17 protein-coding genes are annotated in these 17,881 nt (G+C 58.2%); 16 read left to right on the plus strand and 1 reads right to left on the minus strand.

All coding sequences use genetic code 11. The features are described from left to right. From ACMDCR_RS11665 to ACMDCR_RS11735, 15 genes are all read left to right on the plus strand, one after another. Complete coding sequence (locus ACMDCR_RS11665) at positions 1 to 951, plus strand: NAD-dependent epimerase/dehydratase family protein (protein ID WP_413992686.1); 951 nt, start codon at positions 1 to 3, stop codon at positions 949 to 951. Then, on the plus strand, positions 948 to 1,961 hold the full coding sequence (locus tag ACMDCR_RS11670; RefSeq protein WP_413992687.1) for an NAD-dependent epimerase/dehydratase family protein: 1,014 nt from the start codon (positions 948 to 950) through the stop codon (positions 1,959 to 1,961). The genes ACMDCR_RS11665 and ACMDCR_RS11670 overlap by 4 nt, the downstream gene beginning before the upstream one ends. Beyond that, the gene (locus tag ACMDCR_RS11675; RefSeq protein WP_413992688.1) at positions 1,961 to 3,514 is read left to right on the plus strand and encodes a PfkB family carbohydrate kinase; all 1,554 of its coding nucleotides are present in this window, start codon (positions 1,961 to 1,963) and stop codon (positions 3,512 to 3,514) included. Before ACMDCR_RS11670 ends, ACMDCR_RS11675 begins: the two co-directional genes overlap by 1 nt. After that, entirely contained in the window at positions 3,511 to 4,458 is a 948-nt protein-coding gene (locus ACMDCR_RS11680; RefSeq protein ID WP_413992689.1) for a Gfo/Idh/MocA family protein, read from the plus strand. Before ACMDCR_RS11675 ends, ACMDCR_RS11680 begins: the two co-directional genes overlap by 4 nt. Further along, the gene (locus ACMDCR_RS11685) at positions 4,455 to 5,771 is read left to right on the plus strand and encodes a nucleotide sugar dehydrogenase (protein ID WP_413992690.1); all 1,317 of its coding nucleotides are present in this window, start codon (positions 4,455 to 4,457) and stop codon (positions 5,769 to 5,771) included. The genes ACMDCR_RS11680 and ACMDCR_RS11685 overlap by 4 nt, the downstream gene beginning before the upstream one ends. Then, complete coding sequence (locus ACMDCR_RS11690; protein ID WP_413992691.1) at positions 5,771 to 6,658, plus strand: NAD-dependent epimerase/dehydratase family protein; 888 nt, start codon at positions 5,771 to 5,773, stop codon at positions 6,656 to 6,658. Before ACMDCR_RS11685 ends, ACMDCR_RS11690 begins: the two co-directional genes overlap by 1 nt. Then, on the plus strand, positions 6,651 to 7,307 hold the full coding sequence (locus ACMDCR_RS11695; RefSeq protein ID WP_413992692.1) for a class I SAM-dependent methyltransferase: 657 nt from the start codon (positions 6,651 to 6,653) through the stop codon (positions 7,305 to 7,307). Before ACMDCR_RS11690 ends, ACMDCR_RS11695 begins: the two co-directional genes overlap by 8 nt. 43 nt (positions 7,308 to 7,350) lie before the next feature. After that, the gene (locus ACMDCR_RS11700) at positions 7,351 to 8,346 is read left to right on the plus strand and encodes a GDP-mannose 4,6-dehydratase (RefSeq protein ID WP_413992693.1); all 996 of its coding nucleotides are present in this window, start codon (positions 7,351 to 7,353) and stop codon (positions 8,344 to 8,346) included. 10 nt (positions 8,347 to 8,356) lie between these two features. Continuing rightward, complete coding sequence (locus ACMDCR_RS11705) at positions 8,357 to 9,184, plus strand: transketolase (RefSeq protein ID WP_413992694.1); 828 nt, start codon at positions 8,357 to 8,359, stop codon at positions 9,182 to 9,184. Further along, positions 9,181 to 10,104 (plus strand): transketolase family protein, encoded by a 924-nt coding sequence (locus ACMDCR_RS11710; RefSeq protein WP_413992695.1) that lies wholly within the window; start codon positions 9,181 to 9,183, stop codon positions 10,102 to 10,104. The genes ACMDCR_RS11705 and ACMDCR_RS11710 overlap by 4 nt, the downstream gene beginning before the upstream one ends. Positions 10,105 to 10,332: 228 nt before the next feature. After that, the gene (locus ACMDCR_RS11715; RefSeq protein WP_413993594.1) at positions 10,333 to 11,346 is read left to right on the plus strand and encodes a class I SAM-dependent methyltransferase; all 1,014 of its coding nucleotides are present in this window, start codon (positions 10,333 to 10,335) and stop codon (positions 11,344 to 11,346) included. Between the two features lie 36 nt (positions 11,347 to 11,382). Then, positions 11,383 to 12,249, plus strand: a complete 867-nt coding sequence (locus ACMDCR_RS11720) for an SDR family oxidoreductase (RefSeq protein ID WP_413992696.1) — start codon at positions 11,383 to 11,385, stop codon at positions 12,247 to 12,249. Positions 12,250 to 12,348: 99 nt separating this feature from the next. Further along, on the plus strand, positions 12,349 to 13,035 hold the full coding sequence (locus tag ACMDCR_RS11725; protein ID WP_413992697.1) for a class I SAM-dependent methyltransferase: 687 nt from the start codon (positions 12,349 to 12,351) through the stop codon (positions 13,033 to 13,035). Between the two features lie 362 nt (positions 13,036 to 13,397). Continuing rightward, positions 13,398 to 15,122, plus strand: coding sequence for an ABC transporter ATP-binding protein (locus ACMDCR_RS11730; RefSeq protein ID WP_413992698.1), 1,725 nt, complete (start codon positions 13,398 to 13,400; stop codon positions 15,120 to 15,122). 664 nt (positions 15,123 to 15,786) lie between these two features. Beyond that, positions 15,787 to 16,902: a hypothetical protein gene (locus ACMDCR_RS11735; RefSeq protein WP_413992699.1), complete on the plus strand. Its 1,116-nt coding sequence runs from the start codon at positions 15,787 to 15,789 to the stop codon at positions 16,900 to 16,902. Between the two features lie 109 nt (positions 16,903 to 17,011). Here ACMDCR_RS11735 and ACMDCR_RS11740 read toward each other — a convergent pair whose 3' ends face one another. Then, complete coding sequence (locus ACMDCR_RS11740) at positions 17,012 to 17,233, minus strand: transposase domain-containing protein (protein ID WP_413992700.1); 222 nt, start codon at positions 17,231 to 17,233, stop codon at positions 17,012 to 17,014. Positions 17,234 to 17,325: 92 nt separating this feature from the next. Between ACMDCR_RS11740 and tnpA the strand changes: the two genes are divergently transcribed. Next, complete coding sequence (gene tnpA / locus ACMDCR_RS11745; RefSeq protein ID WP_413992701.1) at positions 17,326 to 17,709, plus strand: IS66-like element accessory protein TnpA; 384 nt, start codon at positions 17,326 to 17,328, stop codon at positions 17,707 to 17,709. The last annotated feature ends 172 nt before the right edge of the window (positions 17,710 to 17,881 follow it).

The following is a 17,881-nucleotide window of genomic DNA, read 5'->3' on the forward strand; positions in this document are numbered from 1 at the left end:
GTGCCGCAACTTCTGGCCTCCGGATACAAGGTTACCGTTTATGATATCATGTATTTCGGGTATGAGTTCCTGCCGAAGGACGATCCCAACCTGACCATTCTCCAGGGCGACATTCGCGACACCGCGAAGCTGGCGGCTGCGGTTGCCGGACATGATGCCTTTGTGAGCCTTGCTTGTATCTCTAACGATGCGAGCTTTGAACTCGACGAGCGGCTCTCGACCTCGGTCAACCTGGATGCATTCGAACCGATGGTCCTCGCGGCGAAGAACGCGGGTGTCCGCCGTTTTATCTACGCATCCTCATCCTCGGTCTATGGCGTCTCCGATCAGCCCGACGTGACCGAGGACCATCCGCTGGTTCCGTTGACCCTGTACAACAAATACAAGGGCATGTGCGAACCGTTGCTGAACAAGCATATCGACGACGACTTCGTCGGCGTCACGTTTCGCCCCGCCACCGTCTGCGGTTACGCACCGCGCCAGCGGCTTGATTTGTCGGTCAACATCCTCACCAACCACGCGGTGAACAAGAACAGGATCACGGTATTCGGTGGCTCCCAGTTGCGACCCAATCTGCATATCCAGGATTATGTGGACGCTGTCGAAATGTTCCTCGAAGCGCCCGCAGAAAAGATCCAGGGCGATATCTTCAATGTCGGCTACCAGAACCTGTCCCTGATGCAGATCGCCAACCTGGTGAAGAAAGTGGTGCTGGAGGAATATCCCGAGCGCGGCGATCTTGAGATCGTCACCACGCCAAGCGACGATATCCGCTCCTACCACATCAATTCCGGCAAGGTCAGCCGGGTGCTTGACTTTACGCCGCACTATACGGTGGAAGATGCGGTTCGCGAATTGTGCCAGGCCTTCCGCCGAGGTGCGCTGCCCGACAGTTTCGGTGACGATGCCTATTTCAACGTGAAGCGGCTTCAGCGGTTGAAAGCGGCATGAGCGACAAGCCTATTGCCGTCGTGACAGGCGGCGCCGGCTTCATCGGCAGCCATATGGTCGACCTCCTGCTGGAGCGGGGCTATCGCGTGCGGGTGATCGATGACCTGTCCGGCGGTCACGCGGCCAATCTCGCGCATCACGCGGGTAACCCGGATCTTTCGAGCCATCGGATCGACATCCGTTCGCTTGTGCCTGGGAACGCCTTGTTCGAGGGGGCTCGCCACGTCTTTCATTTCGCCGGCATTGGCGACATCGTGCCGTCGATCGAGCGGCCGCTCGATTATATGGACATCAACGTCCAGGGTACGGTGCGTGTGCTGGAGTGCGCGCGGGCGGCCAAGATTGGCAAGCTGGTCTACGCAGCCTCGTCCTCGTGCTACGGGCTGGCGGCAACGCCAACGCGGGAAGATCATCCCATCGATCCGCAGTACCCCTACGCCCTCTCAAAGTATCAGGGCGAGCAGGCCGTGTTTCATTGGCACAGGGTCTATGGCCTGCCGGTCAACAGCGTCTGCATCTTCAACGCCTATGGCACACGCGTGCGCACCACGGGTGCATATGGCGCCGTTTTTGGGGTGTTCTTCCGTCAGAAGCTCGCAGGCAAGCCCTATACGGTGGTCGGCGACGGTACACAGTCACGAGATTTCATCTATGTAACCGATGTTGCTACTGCCTTTCTTGCGGCGGCCGAGACAGACATCGTAGGCGAACGCTTCAATATCGGCGCTGGCAATCCCAAATCGATCAACCATCTCGTCAGTCTGCTCGGCGGTGATGTGGTCTATGTTCCCAGGCGTCCCGGCGAGCCCGATTGCACCTATGCCGACATCACCAAGATCACCACGATGCTCGGATGGCGTCCCGAGGTTGCCTTTGAGCAGGGCGTGCCTCGCATGATGCAGCAGATCCACTTGTGGAAAGATGCGCCTCTTTGGGATCCGGAATCAATCGCCGGCGCAACCAAGACCTGGTTTGAGTATCTCGGCCCGAGGGCCACGAGGGAGGCCTGATGTTAGAGTCCCTGAGCGACCGTTATGCTCACAAGATCAAGACGCCCGAACAACTGCGGGATATCCTGGGACCGATGCCGCGCGCCAAGCGCGCCATCATGTGTCACGGCGTATTCGATGTGGTGCACCCCGGACATCTGCGCCATCTGATCTATGCGAAGGGCAAGGCCGACATCCTGATCGCGAGCGTTACGGCGGACCGCCATATCACCAAGGGGCTGCATCGGCCCCACGTGCCGCAGGATCTGCGGGCCCTCAATCTGGCCGCCTTCGAATTGATCGATTACGTCGTCATTGATCCCAATGCCACGCCGATCGAAAATATCCGCATCATCCAACCGGATTTCCTGGCCAAGGGCTACGAATATACGGCCAATGGGCTGCCCCCCAAGACCGCGGAAGAAGCCGAAGTGCTGCGCTCCTATGGCGGCGACATCATCTTCACGCCGGGCGATATCGTCTATTCGTCCTCCAAGCTGATCAATCTCAAGGCGCCCGATCTGAAGCTTGAGAAACTCCAGATCTTCATGGAGCGCCAGGGAACCACGTTCGACGATCTGAGGCGCACGCTCGATGCGCTTGCAGGTCACCGGCTGCATGTGGTGGGCGACACCATCGTGGATAGCTACACCAATTGCACCATGATCGGCGGCCAGACCAAGACGCCAACCATGTCCGTGCTGTTCGAAAGCAGGACGGACTATGTCGGCGGTGCGGGCATCGTGGCCAAGCACTGCCGGGCGGCCGGGGCGCATGTCACCTTTTCCACCGTGCTGGGCAATGATTCCTATCGTGATTTCGTCATAGACGATCTGCGGGGAGCCGGCATCGATGTGAAGGCGACGATCGACAAGGGGCGGCCGACGGTGAACAAGAACGCCGTGGTCGTTGGCGGCTACCGACTGTTGAAGATCGATACGCTCGACAACAGCTCCATTTCCGATGGGATTCTCGCCGCCATGACGAGCACGGTGCGAAACACCGCGGCCGATGGCGTGATCTATGCCGATTTTCGTCACGGCATCTTCAATCGCCGTACCATTCCCTCCTTTATCGACGCTATTCCGGAAGGCGCATACCGGGTCGCCGACAGTCAGGTTGCCAGCCGCTGGGGCAACATCACCGAGTTCAAGGGCTTCGACCTGATCACCCCCAACGAGCGCGAGGCCAGGTTTGCGCTGGCGGACCAGGACTCGGGCATTCGTCCACTTGCTTCGCAGCTTTATGATCAGGCCCGGTGCAAGCTCCTAATTCTGAAGCTCGGCGAGCGTGGCGTTTTGACCTGCAACAGCACCGATCATGAGTCCCTGGACAGCTTCTTCGTGATCGACAGTTTCGTCGAGAATCTCGTCGATCCCGTCGGAGCCGGCGACGCGCTTCTGGCTTATTCGACACTGGCCATGCTGGCCGGCAAGGATGAGACGCAGGCGGCGATCCTAGGCAGCATGGCGGCCGGTTGCGAATGCGAATTCGACGGCAATGTTCCGATCACACCCGATCACGTCCACGCACGCCTGGATGCCGTCGAAAAACAGATGAACTATGCGTCATGAGGTCGATCGTCGTCGGCTTGGGCGTTCAGGGACATAAACGACGGCGGTTTGCCGGCGACGACTATGTCGCCAGCGTCGACCCCCTCAACTCCTCGGCTGATTTTCGCACGATAGGTGAAGTCCCGCTCGATAGCTTCGATGCGGCTTTGTGCTGCGTTCCCGACGAACCGAAATTCGAGTTGCTGACGTATCTGTTTGCCAACGGCAAGCATGTCCTGGTCGAAAAGCCGCTCTGGACCGGCAGCAGTGATCAGATAGCTCAATTGCAAGCCTTGGCCCGACACACGGGCGCCGTTTGCTACACGGCCTATAATCATCGTTTCGAGCCGCATTTCTTGCGGATGCACGACCTTATCGCCTCAGGGGTGCTTGGACGGATCTATTCTTGCCGGATGTTCTATGGAAACGGGACGGCCCAACTGGTTCGGGAATCGCAATGGCGCGACGAGGGCGCAGGCGTATTGCCGGACCTTGGTTCGCATCTGCTCGATACCTGCCGTTTCTGGTTCGGTGGGATCGACGATCATTTCGAGATCGTTTCGGTCAATCGCTTCGAAAATCGAGCGCCGGACCACGTTGTCATCGGCAATGAGAAAGGCTCATGCCGGATCGAACTCGAGATGACCCTGCTATCCTGGCGAAATCACTTCACATGCGACGTTTTCGCAGAGAACGGCAGCGCCCATATCGAATCCCTTTGCAAATGGGGGCCGTCGACCTTCACCCATCGCAAGCGCGTTCGTCCCAGCGGCCGGCCGCCTGAGGAAGCCACGACCCTGGTACAGGAGGATCCCACATGGGCCACCGAATATGCCTATTTCAAACAGCTCTGCGGGGCGGGGCTACCCACTGATCTTTCCAACGATATCTGGCTGCAGGAATGTCTGGGCAGGCTAAGCCGTGCCGCCATCGGAATTACGAGCAGGGTGGACGGGCTCCGATGAAGACCTCCGTTTCGGCGCAAGACCGGCCCGTCGTGGGTTTTGCCGGCATGACGCATCTGGGGATCGTCTCGGCGGCTTCAGTGGCCGCTAGAGGGTTCCGGACAGTCTGTTATTCGCCCGATACGGAGCTGATAGGAGGGCTTACAAAAGGGCAACTTCCGGTGATAGAGCCGGGGCTCGATGATCTTTTAGCGGAAAATACCGAGCGGCTGGTCTTCTCTAGCGATCTCGGCAGCCTTGCTGTCTGCGACCTGGTCTATATCGCGACTGATGTACCGACCGATGATGCCGGGCGGAGCGACCTTGGTCCGATCAGGGCCCTGATAGAGGGAGTGGTCGGCGCCCTGAAGCCGGATGCGCTGCTGGTGATCCTGTGTCAGGTCCCGCCGGGGTTCACCCGGGCTATCGGCAGTGTGGCGCCTGGCCGACTTTACTATCAGGTCGAAACCCTGGTCTTTGGCCGCGCCGTCGCCCGTGCGATGCATCCTGAGCGCACAATCATCGGCTGCGCCGATCCTTCGGCACCCATTGACGCACGTTTCAATGCGCTTCTGGCGGCATTTGGATGTCCATTGCTTCCAATGCGCTACGAGAGCGCGGAATTGGCCAAGATTGCCATCAATTGTTGCCTGGTTTCCTCGATCAGCGTCGCCAATACCCTCTCGGAACTGTGCGAGGCGATCGGCGCGGACTGGTCGGAGATCGTGCCGGCACTCAAACTGGATGCGCGCATTGGTTCGCAGGCCTATCTGGCGCCAGGGCTCGGGATCGCAGGTGGCAATCTGGAGCGCGACCTTGCCACCGTTATGCAGCTCTCGGAGAGGCACGGTACCAACAGCGACGTCGTGCGGGCCTGGCTCACCAACAGTGGGCATCGGCGAGATTGGGCAGCCGCCGAAATTCGCAGGGTGCTGTTGTCGAGGAAGCTTGGCGCGACAGTCGCGGTTTGGGGACTTGCATACAAGGAAAACACCCACTCGACCAAGAATTCCCCCTCCTTGGCGACCCTCTCCCGTCTACCCGATACACGCTTCGTCGTTCACGATCCCGTCGTTCCGGCCAGTGCAGCGGCCCATCCCCATGCGACCGGCGTCGATGACCCGCTTCAGGCTTTGCCAGGCGCCGATGCCCTGATGATCATGACGCCCTGGCCTCAATATGGCGCGATATCGCCGGCGGATATTGCCAAGGCCCTGAGCGGCCGCATCGTGCTGGATCCCTATGGTGTGCTTGATCGGCGCAAAGCAAGGACCGCCGGCCTGGATTACTATTCGCTCGGGCTGCCACATGAGCCGATTGCCGGGAGCAACTGATGCTGCACCATCTTCTTTCCGCGCCGGTTCGGCCAGAACGCGTCGTTGTCATTGGAGCGGGGGGCTTTGTTGGCGGCGCCGTTAAGCAGGCGGCAGAAGCAGCCGGCATCGGCGTGCTTGGACTTGCAAGGTCCGATATCGACCTTTCTGCTCCCGGCGCGGGGCAGATACTCGCGCGATCACTGCGGGCAAGCGACGCTGTGGTCGCAGCCACAGCCAAGGCGCCGTGCCGCAATCTCGATATGCTCATCGAGAATCTGGCGATCACACGTGCAATTATCACTGCGCTCGATGCCATACCCGTAGCGCACGTCATCAATATCAGTTCGGATGCCGTGTATGGAGACGAGCCGGTCCCACTGACCGAGAATGCGCCGACGGCTCCAGCCAGCTATCACGGCGCTATGCATCTGGCACGCGAGATCGCCTTTCGCAGCGAGATCAAGTCGCCGCTGGCAATCCTGCGCCCTACCCTGATCTACGGCGCGAGCGATCCACATAACGGCTACGGTCCCAACCGATTCCGCAGGCTCGCCAATGCCGGCGAGGATATCGTGCTCTTCGGAGCGGGCGAAGAACGACGCGACCACGTCCTGATCGAGGATGTCGCCGAGATCGTGCTGCGTGTGCTCATGCATCGCTCCACTGGCGCGCTCAATGTGGCGACGGGAGAGGTCCATTCATTCCGGACTATCGCCGATCTTGCCATCGCCGCGGCTTCGTCCGCGAGCGCCATCAAGGAAACGCCTCGCAGCGGGCCGATGCCGCATAATGGCTACCGACCATTCGACATTGCCGGCACTCGCGCAGCCTTTCCCGGTTTCGAATATGTGAAGCTGCCGGCGGGCATCCGCCGCGTTCAGGAGCAGGCGGAAGGGCATGGCTGAAATCAATCTGTTGGGATCACTGCCGCGAACCAAGCGCAACATCACCCTGCGTGGCGAAGCCAAGACGCCGGATGTCATCGCGGCTGCGCGCGAATATGGGGAGCTTTATTTCGACGGGCCGCGCAGCTTCGGCTATGGCGGTTATCGTTATGATGGGCGCTGGGTGCCGGTAGCTCGCGACATCATCGACCATTTTGGCCTGAAACCCGGCATGCGCGTGCTCGACGTCGGTTGCGCCAAGGGCTTTCTGGTCAAGGACCTGATGATCGCCTGTCCTGGCCTGGAGGCTTTCGGGCTCGATATTTCCCACTATGCGCTCACCCATTGCGAGAAGGAGGTGGTCGGCCGCCTTCATCTGGGTTCCGGCGATTCGCTTCCTTTCCCCGATGATAGTTTCGATTGCGTCATCAGCATCAATACGATCCACAATTTCGATCGCACCGATGCCGAAAGGGCACTGCGCGAGATCCAGCGTCTCTCCGGCGGCCGGGCTTTCGTGCAGGTTGACAGTTATCACACCCCGGAGCAGAAGGACCTCTTCGAGAGCTGGGTCCTGACCGCCCGCTTCCACGACTATCCGGCGGGCTGGATCGAGCTCTTCGCCGAAGCTGGCTATACCGGGGACTATTTTTGGACCGTCGTCGAGTGATTTCCCCAACGCACCGTCTTGTGCGTCCAATGTGAGTGAACTTATGCCCGGTAAGAAATATGCCATCCTCGGCGGCGGCGGCAGCTTCGGCATCCACACCGCTCTTTATCTCCTTGACCATGCCAGGCCCGAAAAGGTCATCGGCATCGGCCGCAATCCGTTGCGACAGTCGGCCTTTTCGCTCGATATCGACAAGCGCGAGGGTTACGAATATCACGCGCGCCACATCACTTACGAACTGGACCTGCTGCTGGAGCTTCTCGATCGCGAAAAGCCCGACGTCATCGTGAATTTCGCGGCCCAAGGCGAAGGGGCCGTGTCCTGGAAGCACTCCTGGCGATTCTTCGAGACAAACTCGATGGCGTTGGTCCGCCTCTCCGAAGAACTGATGAAACGTGACTGGCTGGAGCGCTTCATTCAGATCGGTACGTCGGAAATGTATGGCTCGGTCGACCGGGCCGTGACCGAGGAAGAGCCGATCAAGCCTTCGAGCCCCTATGCTGCTTCAAAGGTCGCCTTCGACATGTATCTTCTGTCGGTGTCGCGCTTCCTTAAATTCCCGATGAACATTCTGCGCCCCTCGAATGCCTATTGTTCGGGCCAGTTGCTGCATCGCGTCATTCCCAAGGCCATTCTGTCGGGACTGATCGGCGAAAAACTGCCTTTGCACGGTGGCGGCAAGGCAGAAAAGTCCTATATCCACGCCCGAGATCTCGGCCGCGCCATTCACTTGACGGCAGAAGGCGCTCCGCTCGGCAAGGTCTACAATGTCGGGCCGAGGGAGCCAACATCGATCCGCCGCGTCGTCGAACTCTGCGCCGAAGCCATCGCTGTGCCGTTTGAGGATCTGTGCGAGGTCACGGGCGACAGGCTTGGTCAAGACTCCCGCTATTGGCTGGACTCGTCCGCCATCAAGCGCGATCTCGGCTGGGAACCCGAGATCGGCTGGCAGCAGGGCCTAGCCGAGGTGGTCGATTGGGTGCGGACCTACCTCGATGAGCTCAAGCTTGCGCCTCGCGACTATACATTGCGAGGGTGAGCGATAGGCGATGATTTCCAACATTCAGAATTGGCAAGCCGTCCGCGACAGATGCCGTGAATATCGCCGCCGCATTCTGGCGATCTCTCAGACGGTCCCTGCATTGCACCTTGCACCAGCGTTTTCCTGCCTCGAGATTGTGGACGCCGTCTATAATCTTCTCATGCGGCGACAGCCCGATGGCAGCTTGGCTGACGGTTTTGTCATGTCGAAGGGGCACGGTGTCATGGCCCAGTACGCCGTGCTCGAGGATCTTGGAATCTTGCCAACCTCGCTCCTCAACAGCTATTGCCAGCCCCATGGGCATCTGGGCGCTCATCCCGATTACGGCCAGCCGGGTATCGAGGCATCTACCGGCTCGCTTGGTCATGGTCTGGCGCTCGCGGCCGGCATGGCCTATGCCGACCGGCTTCAGGGTGCGGACCGGACCACCCACGTGGTGCTGGGCGATGGCGAGATGCAAGAAGGTTCAATCTGGGAGGCCATAATGATGGCGCCCAACCTGAAGCTCGGCAACCTGGTGGCATTCCTTGATTTCAACGACTACCAGGGGCTCGGTCGCACAACGGAAACACATCCGCACTTCCTACCGGTGTCTGAAAAGCTCACGAGTTTCGGTTGGGAAGCAGTCGATGTCGACGGGCATGACAGTGCCGCGATTGTAGAAGCCGTACAAAACCGAAGGGGCGACAAACCATTCTTCCTTACATGCAGGACGGTAAAGGGGCGGGGCGTCTCTTACATGATCGATGCTCCCATATGGCACTATCGTTCGCCCAATAAGGACGAATATGCGCTGGCCCTTGCTGAACTTGCGGCCGACGGCGAGGCATCATGAGGAATAGGTTCGCGTCCACATTTTATGAACTGGGCCAGCGTGATCCTCGTCTGGTCGTCGTAGTTGCCGATATCTCGCCGGCGGGCTCAATTGCCAAGTTCCGTGAGGATTTTCCCGATCGCTTCATCAACACCGGCGTCGCTGAGCAGGTAATGATCGGCCTCTGTGCCGGCATGGCGCAGAGGGGGCTTCGGCCTTTCGCCTACACAATTGCGACCTTCTCCGTCTTTCGACCTTATGAGATGATCCGCGACGATCTGTGCTACCAAGACCTGCCGGTAACGGTAGTTGGCATCGGCGGCGGAGTTTCCTATTCCACTCTCGGGGGCACCCATCACGCAATGGAGGACGTTGCGCTGATGACTTCTCTGCCGAATATGTCGGTGGTGGCTCCCTGCGACCCGGCCGAAACCGAAGCAGCCACACGCTGGCTTGCGCTCAACAATCAGCACCCTGCTTATTTGCGCCTTGGTAAGGCCGGCGAACCGGATCTGACTAGCGCAGCCGCCGAAGCCTTTATCTTCGGGCGCATACGCCATCTGCGCAAAGGCTGGGGCACAGCCTTCCTCACCTATGGTCCGATCACCAAGACGGCGCTTGCCTTAGCTGACGCCGTGGAGCGCAGGAGCGGGCAGCCGACTACCGTCGTGAGCGTCCACACCCTCAAGCCCCTGGACGCCGATGGTCTGGCCGCGGTGCTGGCGAGTCACGACCAAGTGGTGGTGATTGAGGAGCACGTACCCCATGGCGGTTTGGGCTCACGTGTCAAGGAATTGGCCTGGGATACACGGGCGGGATGCGATCTGCGGCTCTTCTCCCTGAAGGACGAATTCATCCACCTTTATGGCAACCACGATGATGTGTTGGCGGCGCATGGCCTGTCATTTGCTGCGATTGCCGGTGAACTTGGCTTGCTCTAGGCCTCTATCTCTATGCGACCTCTATCAGTAAAGCCTGTCATCTCCTCATAAATGTACTCCAAGTGGCCCTCGATGCCGCTTTTGCCTAGCTCGTCAGAAGGTCGGTCTACAATGTCATCTTCCTGTGTTGTCTGCGCCGCGACTTCATTGCGCCGCCTTGATCGTTTCGCGCGATTGCCACGCGTTACGAGTGACTGCAAGCCATGGCCGGCAGGTGGTTCGTTGGCGGTGTGCGAACGATGCGGAACGATTCAGAAAGAAGCTGACGCCGTCTGGCTCGATGAGATCAAGCGTATCTACGACGCCTACCAGATCTATCATCTCTCTGAGGGGGCTGAGCAGGTAATTTTCTCGCCTGCCGGACAGCCGGTCCCTCGTTCCCGCATGCTTGTGGACTTCGTGGTGGGGAAGCTGCCCAAGCGCGCGCATGGACGTCTGATCGATATAGGCTGCGGCAATGGTTCGGCTCTGGCGAATTTCAGCGCGCTGCTGCCAGGCTGGCGCTTCGACGGTAGCGAATTGTCAGACGGCGCACTGCCACGCCTTCAAGCCATTCCGGGTTTTGAGACATTGCATACTGGCCCAATCGACGGACAATATGATGTCGTCAGTCTTATCCACTCGCTCGAACACATGCCAGCGCCACTGGATGCACTTACCGAAGCCTCCAGTCTTCTTGGAGTGGATGCAACACTGTTTGTTGAAATACCGGATATCGAAACCTCTCCGTTCGATCTTCTGGTTGCTGACCATCGCACGCACTTCACGCGGGCGACATTGCGGGCTCTGGCGGGACGTGCCTCCGTTGCGGTGGATTTTCTCGACAACAATATCATTGCGAAGGAAAACACCTTGCTTGGCCGACGGGGAAATCCGGCCCTTTTCGATCCGGATCCCCAAGCCGGAGAAAGTATCGCCGAGAGAACGCTGGATTGGCTTGAGAACGTACTCGACAGTGCCCGCCAGTCGTCCGAGCATTCTGAAGGTTTTGGCATTTTCGGTACATCGATTTCCGGAATGTGGCTCTATGGAGCCTTGCGAGATCGTGTCACCTTCTTCGTGGATGAGGATGCGACCCGCGTTGGGAAGACCTATGAAGGACGACCGATCCTTGCCCCCCAGGAGATCCCGGCAGGCAGCAACGTGTATGTGCCGCTTGCGAAATCAACGGCGCATCGCGTGGCGGAGCGCCTGCGAAAGACCGATGTGGTCTATGATATCCCACCCGAGATGGCACCTTAGTTCGCCGCTCTCAACACCCAAGATTGCCCAAAGACAATGCGCGCCATCGTAATCGGATCTGATGGGCTCGTTGGTGGCGCGCTCTTCTCCGCGCTCGCGGCCGGCGGGCTCGACGTCATTGGAACAACGCGGCGGTTCGATCGTGTTGTCGCTGGCAGGACAGTTCATTTCGATTTGACGGAACCGGATATAGCAGGCATCCCAAGCGCCGATATCGTCTTCATCTGTGCCGCCATGACGAGCTTTGCCGCCTGCAGGGCGTTGCCACAACTGGCGAAGCAGATCAACTGTGTCGCCCCCGAAGCGTTGGCGTCATATCTCGTTTCCACAGGTACCAAAGTTGTTTTCCTGTCGACATCTGCGGTCTTTGATTGCCAGGCGCCGTTGATGCAGCCCGACCGCGACTATGGCGGCGAGAGCATGTACGGCCAATCCAAGGCCGAAGCTGAGCGACGGATACTCGGGTTGGGCCGATTGGCGACGGTTGTTCGGTTGACCAAGATAGTTTCGCCGGGGCAACAACTCTTTCGGGGATGGGTAGCAGCCCTTGGACGGCGGCAGTCTATCGAGGCGTTCGATGATCACCGCATCTCTCCAATAACCATCCAGCACGGCGTTGATGCGCTCACCGCTATCGCGACGCGCGGGGAGGGCGGTATCTACCAGATATCCGGCGCCTCGGATGCGAGCTATTATGAAATTGCTTCTTATCTGGCCTCCAGGATCGGTGCCGAATCCTCCTTGGTGCACCCTTGTTCCGCTGCATCCCGGGGACTTCCTGCCGAGGAAATCACCCCCTTCACCTCCCTTGATTGTGCCCGTCTCTCCGATCTGACCGGATTTCGCCCACCTCAACCCTTGAACGCGATCGAGCGAGTTCTGCTTTCGGAAAGTGAGCCTTGATGCCGTCCGCTTTTGCGGCGCCCGAGTCCGTGAAAGCTCGATGACATTCAGGTGTGTTCCGTATAATCAACCAAGATGCTCGAATTTGGAGACCGTGACATGAGCGAAGCGCCTGCCCGCGAGGGCGAATTTCAGTATGGCGAGCCTATCGCTGAAATCCGGCGTCGTGGCCTCGAACGCATGGGGTTCATGACGAGCTGGGCATGGCTCGACGATCCCAGGCGGCTCACCTTCATGCTTGCGCGCTACAAATTCGTGGCGAAGATGCTGTCGGGGACCGAAAAAGCACTTGAGATCGGCTGCGGCGATGGCTTCGGTTCTCGTGTTGTCGCGCAGTCCGTGAAGAACTTGACGGCGATCGATTTCGATCCCGAACTTCTCGAATCCGCGCGACTGGTGGCCAGCGAAAAGTTCCCGGTCGAGTTTCGCAGGCACGACATGATGTCCGGGCCGGTCGAGGGCGACTACAGCGCTTGTTACAGCCTCGATGTTCTGGAGCATATCCAGCCATCAGACGAAAACATCTTCCTGCAGAATCTCACTCGATCACTCATATCGACTGGCGTGTGCATTATCGGAACACCGTCTCTGGAATCTCAGCCATACGCCTCCAAGTTCTCCAAGCTAGGGCATGTCAACTGCAAGACTCAATCGGCTTTGAAAGAAACTATGCTGCGCTTCTTCAACAATGTCTTCATGTTCTCCATGAATGACGAGGTTGTGCATACTGGCTACGAAAAGATGTCACACTACAATCTGGCACTTTGTTGTGGTCCAAAACTATAAAAACTGAAAAAAGATTCTGATTATCTAAAAAGTATATATCTCTTTCCGGCTTCAAGTCGCAGTCGCGACCGGCTCCCCCCGCAACCGGTGCACTGGTATCTCCTCGATACCAGCATTATATCCGCGCCTATCCGCGAGGAGATTGAGCCTTGCCCCATTGAGATTTGTGGTCAAAGCCATTAGGCAGATGTAGCCGAAGAGAGGCAAGATCGTTGTAGAGTTTCATCCCGGATCCGGGCGTTGCGCCGCTGAACAAAGCCGGTTCGACAAAGGTCAGTCGGCTTGAGGGGACGATCTTTGAAATAGTTGAGGCAGCCCCGGATTCCCGATCGCTGCGCTCCAAGTTGAATGGTGGTGTTTGTATGTTCAACCGACTTATCCCGAATTGGGATATCGTTCGGGACCCCAACGGGACGCTGTCTCTTTGCGGACAATTGCTCAAAGAGCAGGGTAGGCTGCATGCGCGCGGCTATATCGTCGCGTTCAGCTTCATGGCGGTTGCGGCAGCGGCAACCGCCATGACGGCCTGGTTGATGCGCGACGTCATCAACAAGGTCTTCATCGACAAGAGCATCGCCATGATGTGGCTGATCTCCGGTGCGGTCGTGGTTGCCTATGCGACCAAGGGGCTGGCAGGGTATGGCCAGGATGTTACGTTGGCAAAGGTCGGCAACCGCATCGTTGCGTCGATCCAGGAGCGCATGTTCCAGCACCTGCTGTCGCAGGACGTCGCCTATTTCTCGGGGCGGCACTCCACCGAGTTCATTGCCCAGCAATCGTTCATGGCCAGTTCTGCGCGCAATGCCCTTAACATGCTGGTGACGGTGGTCGGACGCGACCTGCTGACGCTGATCGGTCTGGTCACGGTAATGGTCATTCAAGACCCGCTGATGTCGATCGGAGCCTTCGCCTTCATGCCTTTTGCTGTCCTTGGCGTGCGTAAGCTAATCAAGCGCTCCAAGAAGATCATGTTGACCGAGTTTTCTAGCAATGCCGTGATCATGGAGACGGTGCAGGAAACCGCGCAAGGCATACGGGTCGTCAAATCGTTCAATCTCAACGCTTTCATGCTCGATCGCATGCGGCAGGCCATTCGCTCATTCGAGAAGGCATCCACCCGCCTGACGGTGGTCAGCGCCCGCTCCAGCCCAATGATGGAGACCTTGGGTGGACTTACCGTCGCGCTGGTTATTCTCTATGGAGGCTGGAGGGTCATTCATCAGGGACAGACGCCCGGCGCCTTTTTTTCCTTCATCACCGCTTTCCTGCTGGCCTATGAGCCGGCCAAGCGCCTGGCGAAGTTCAACGTAGATCTGAGCGGGCAGCTTGTCGGCGTGCGCATGATGTTCGATTTCTTGCACACGATGAGCGTCGAACCCGAAATCGACCCTCGGCCAGATCTGGTTGTGTCCAACGGCAAGGTAGCGCTCAAACACGTCACCTTCAATTATCGGGACAATGTCAAGGTCTTGCAGGATTTCAACTTTGTCGCGGAAGCCGGTATGAGCACTGCGCTCATCGGGCCTTCCGGGAGCGGTAAGTCGACCATTTTCAATCTGCTGCAAGGGTTTTATCGCGTGCGCAGCGGTACTATCGAGATCGATGACCAGGACGTCTCGCGCTTCAACCTGGCTTCGCTGCGGCAAGCCATCGCGGTGGTGTCGCAGGATGCCTTTCTATTCAAGGGCTCAATCATGCAGAACATCCGCTATGGGCGTTTGGACGCCAGCGACGAGGAAATCGTCGCTGCCGCTAAGGCCGCCTATGCGCACGAATTCATTGAAAAGCTCGACGGACGTTACGATGCTCACGTCGGTGAGCACGGCAATGCGATTTCCGGCGGGCAGCGCCAGCGTATCGCAATCGCACGCGCGATCCTCAAGAATGCGCCCATCATCCTATTGGATGAAGCGACCTCCGCGCTCGATCTTGAATCGGAGCAATATGTGCAAGCGGGGCTTCAGAACCTGGCGCGCGGCCGCACGCTCATTCTTATCGCGCACCGCCAGGAGAGCTATGCCCATGCTGACAAGGTTGTGCATATCGAAAGAGGGCATATCATAGACTTTCGGTCCGTGCGGCAATGAGCGAAGGCACCGATCCGGCTTTTCAAAGAACTGCGCGATCGAGGCTATGAGGGCGCGCATGACAGCGTCCACTGCTTTGTAAAGGCTTGGCGTAGCGAGCAAGCCATCTAACCCTTTGCGCATACCGCATGGCTGCGTTGCCAGGTAAACCTGATCGCCGCGCCGGGACTTGTAGGTGTAGAGGGAGCGATCGATCCGCAAAGCCTGGCAGGCCTTCCGGACTGACACTTTCCAGCCCTCCCGCACCTGATCCACAAGCTGGCGCCGGGGCGCAGACCCGCAGGCTGTTCAATCCACTCTTGCCTGAAAATTTGCAACACAACCCATAGATGCTATCACGGAGACTGGGAGGGGAAGGGGAGGGCATGTACCGGGTATCCCGGGCGTTTGATATGAATTACCATGAGACTGGATCTTATTTTGCTACTCGACTCGACGTAGTAACGAGTGTAGTCGCCTATGCGCCGCCTCTACACGAGGAATTCCACTTGCAGAAATCCTACCCCCCACGTTGCTTGATGCGAGCCGCATGCCATCGCTTTGCGGTTTCTTGTTGGCTGAGCCTTGCGGTTCCATCGACGAGGTCTTCTCCAGTGACCCCAGGCCACGATCATGGAAAGGAGACCCTTCGCGCCGTCGTGGGAACTGTTGAGATCCTAACTGCATGAAATTTCATGTTGTTATGGTCGTTTGGGGAGCGTCCTATATCGAGACGATGGTAGATGTTACCATCCCCACGCTATTGTCCCCCGGCAATATTCCGGCATTGGCGCAAATGCCGGCATCGGACGTTACATTCTACACGCGCGTAGAAGACGAAAAGTTGATCCGGAAGGCGCCGTCGGTCCAAAGCCTCGCCCGTCTGATCGATGTGAGGTATGCTCATATAGATCCAACTGTTGAAGCGACTATTTATGTTGCTATGAGCAAGGCTCATAGCGCGGCAGCCCATCGAGCCCAGGCGGAAGGGGCTCACGCCATCATATTGGCGCCGGACATTTTGGTGGCGGACGGTTCACTAGCTAGCGTGGTGCGACTCGCCGTGGTCGGCAAGCGGGCGGTGATGACGATCGGCCCACGGCTTACCCAAGAGAGTGCGCTACCCGCTTTGCGTACTTGTCTTGCGGGCGATGATGGAGGGATTCTGAGGCTAGCCCCTAGACAAATGGTACGGTTCGCGCTTGACCATCTCCATCGCGAGACTAAAAGAACTTTCTTTGACTCCCCGGAATTCTCCCTATACCCGACGACGTGTTTGTGGGCGATGCCGGGTAGGGGATTTCTTGCCCGCAACTTCCACTTGCATCCGTTGATGATCGACTTTTCGAAAACGGGATGTCTGAGTGCTTTGCGGCGCGATACGATCGACGGGGATTTTATAGGTCACGCGGTTGGAAGATGGCAGGACATTCACGTCGAGACAGACTCGGACAATATCTTGCTGTGTTCTCTTTCGCCGGCCGGTGCCACCTATTCTCCCACCTCTCCCAACCTAGCAAGTGCCGACCAATTGCGGGCCATGGCCTATAGCGCCGTTGTCAACCCTTTGCATCGTATGTTTTTCATGCAAGCAGTTCGTGTTCACGCTGAGGACATCGACGAGGACTGGCATCTACTTGAAGAGGAAACAGGGCTCTGGGCCTTCGAGATGCTGAAGTGGGAGCCAGTAAAAGGGGGACCGTCTCCCTCCTCGCCAGCACTTCGCCGGCGCGGCATAGCATACCGACTTACGCGCAAATGGCAGAAGATCAGGCGGAAAATCCAATCCATGTCAGGCTAACGGAAGATAGACTTCTTCGTTGGGGTGTTGCGAGTCGTTCGTGACGCATGGCGTCCCTAAAGCAAAATGCGTTCAGGTCGGAGCGGATTTTCAAGTTATCGAATTGGCATCAAAAGCATTGCGATTCTTGGTGATTCAATCTGAGCGCCAATGCAATCACCAGCCAGACAACCTCCTCGGCCGGCAGCTTGCGTCTGCGAACGCTGGCTTTGCCCGTCAGCGCAAGCGCCTGCGCTATCCACTCCACATAAAGCGATCGCGATAAGCCCGAACGCTCAGCAGAACGTCCAATCGTACGGGCCCTTGCAAAAAACAAATCAGGGTTGGACACAAACCGTACGCATCCGAGGAAGGCCGTCTTGTGCGTTGATTTGAGCTATCGGAGGGTCTGACCTTAAATCTAGCCTTAAGGTCATCAGTTCAATGCAGATGGAAGTCCTCGGCAGGGAGCGTCGTCGCCAGTGGCGCTACGAGGAGAAGATCCGGATCCTGGAAGAGACGATGCAGACGGGTGCAGTGGTCTGCGATGTGGCGCGACGGCATGGCGTCTCTCAAAGCCTTGTTTTCACCTGGCGCCGACTGGCTCGTGAAGGGCGCTTGGCTGGCGAGGTGGCCACGGGCATTGTTCCGGTGAAGATAACGTCGACCGCTTCACCCCCGCCCGATGAAGCGGGTATAACGCCACGACCTCGGCGCCGGAGTAGCATTATCGAGATCGATCTGGGCGATGGAAAGTGCGTGCGGGTTGACCGCGATGTCAACGCGGAGGCCCTGAGACGCTTGCTGGATGTATTGGGTGCACGATGATCCCGGTTCCGACGGGCGTACGCCTCGGAGTTCTCCAAGCTAGGCCATGTCAACTGCAAGACTCAGTCGGTTTTGAAAGAAACTATGCTGCGCTTCTTCGTAGGCCTCCGGCGAGGGCCGCCTTGCATGGTGACGGCCTGAGGCGAAGCATGCGGCTTTAAGGCTAGCCTTA

The organism is Labrys okinawensis, assembly GCF_047345005.1.
Classification (GTDB): Bacteria; Pseudomonadota; Alphaproteobacteria; order Rhizobiales; family Labraceae; genus Labrys; species Labrys okinawensis.

Coding starts and splice junctions, on each gene's coding strand:
- ACMDCR_RS11720 (WP_413992696.1), top strand. CDS start 11,383: ATGCGCGCCATCGTAATCGGATCTGATGGGCTCGTTGGTGGCGCGCTC.
- ACMDCR_RS11700 (WP_413992693.1), top strand. CDS start 7,351: ATGCCCGGTAAGAAATATGCCATCCTCGGCGGCGGCGGCAGCTTCGGC.
- ACMDCR_RS11705 (WP_413992694.1), top strand. CDS start 8,357: ATGATTTCCAACATTCAGAATTGGCAAGCCGTCCGCGACAGATGCCGT.
- ACMDCR_RS11675 (WP_413992688.1), top strand. CDS start 1,961: ATGTTAGAGTCCCTGAGCGACCGTTATGCTCACAAGATCAAGACGCCC.
- ACMDCR_RS11670 (WP_413992687.1), top strand. CDS start 948: ATGAGCGACAAGCCTATTGCCGTCGTGACAGGCGGCGCCGGCTTCATC.
- ACMDCR_RS11695 (WP_413992692.1), top strand. CDS start 6,651: ATGGCTGAAATCAATCTGTTGGGATCACTGCCGCGAACCAAGCGCAAC.
- ACMDCR_RS11710 (WP_413992695.1), top strand. CDS start 9,181: ATGAGGAATAGGTTCGCGTCCACATTTTATGAACTGGGCCAGCGTGAT.
- ACMDCR_RS11680 (WP_413992689.1), top strand. CDS start 3,511: ATGAGGTCGATCGTCGTCGGCTTGGGCGTTCAGGGACATAAACGACGG.
- ACMDCR_RS11730 (WP_413992698.1), top strand. CDS start 13,398: ATGTTCAACCGACTTATCCCGAATTGGGATATCGTTCGGGACCCCAAC.
- ACMDCR_RS11685 (WP_413992690.1), top strand. CDS start 4,455: ATGAAGACCTCCGTTTCGGCGCAAGACCGGCCCGTCGTGGGTTTTGCC.
- ACMDCR_RS11735 (WP_413992699.1), top strand. CDS start 15,787: ATGAAATTTCATGTTGTTATGGTCGTTTGGGGAGCGTCCTATATCGAG.
- tnpA (WP_413992701.1), top strand. CDS start 17,326: ATGCAGATGGAAGTCCTCGGCAGGGAGCGTCGTCGCCAGTGGCGCTAC.
- ACMDCR_RS11725 (WP_413992697.1), top strand. CDS start 12,349: ATGAGCGAAGCGCCTGCCCGCGAGGGCGAATTTCAGTATGGCGAGCCT.
- ACMDCR_RS11690 (WP_413992691.1), top strand. CDS start 5,771: ATGCTGCACCATCTTCTTTCCGCGCCGGTTCGGCCAGAACGCGTCGTT.